The sequence below is a fragment of the Pseudomonas sp. EL_65y_Pfl2_R96 genome (genome assembly GCF_963970905.1).
Lineage (GTDB): Bacteria > Pseudomonadota > Gammaproteobacteria > Pseudomonadales > Pseudomonadaceae > Aquipseudomonas.
Genome location: NZ_CAXAQH010000456.1, coordinates 1 through 255, shown reverse-complemented (window position 1 = coordinate 255; position 255 = coordinate 1). Strand labels below are relative to the sequence as shown.

The 255-nt window shown below is 61.2% G+C and carries 1 protein-coding gene; it reads right to left on the bottom strand.

The annotated features are described in order from the left end of the window. Positions 1–255 (bottom strand): immunoglobulin-like domain-containing protein (locus AACY49_RS31550; RefSeq protein ID WP_339528286.1); only part of this gene is annotated, 255 nt, incomplete at both ends.

Sequence of the window (255 nt, the reverse complement as noted above, 5' to 3'; positions counted from 1 at the left end):
GGTCACAACGACTGGCGAACCGGTTACTGGCGCGCTGACGGATGCGGTGTAAACCACCGTGCCGCCTTCAGCCACACTCGAAGTCGCGGTCAGGTTCACGGTCGAAGTGTCGATAGTGTCGGTGACGTTGGTGACTGCCGGGGCAGTGCTAGGAACCAGGTTCTCGAAGTTGCCACCGGTGGCGGTGGAGATGGTCGCCTGAACGGTGCCAGCGTCTTTGTAAACATCATCGGATGGTGCCGGGACGGTCACGGT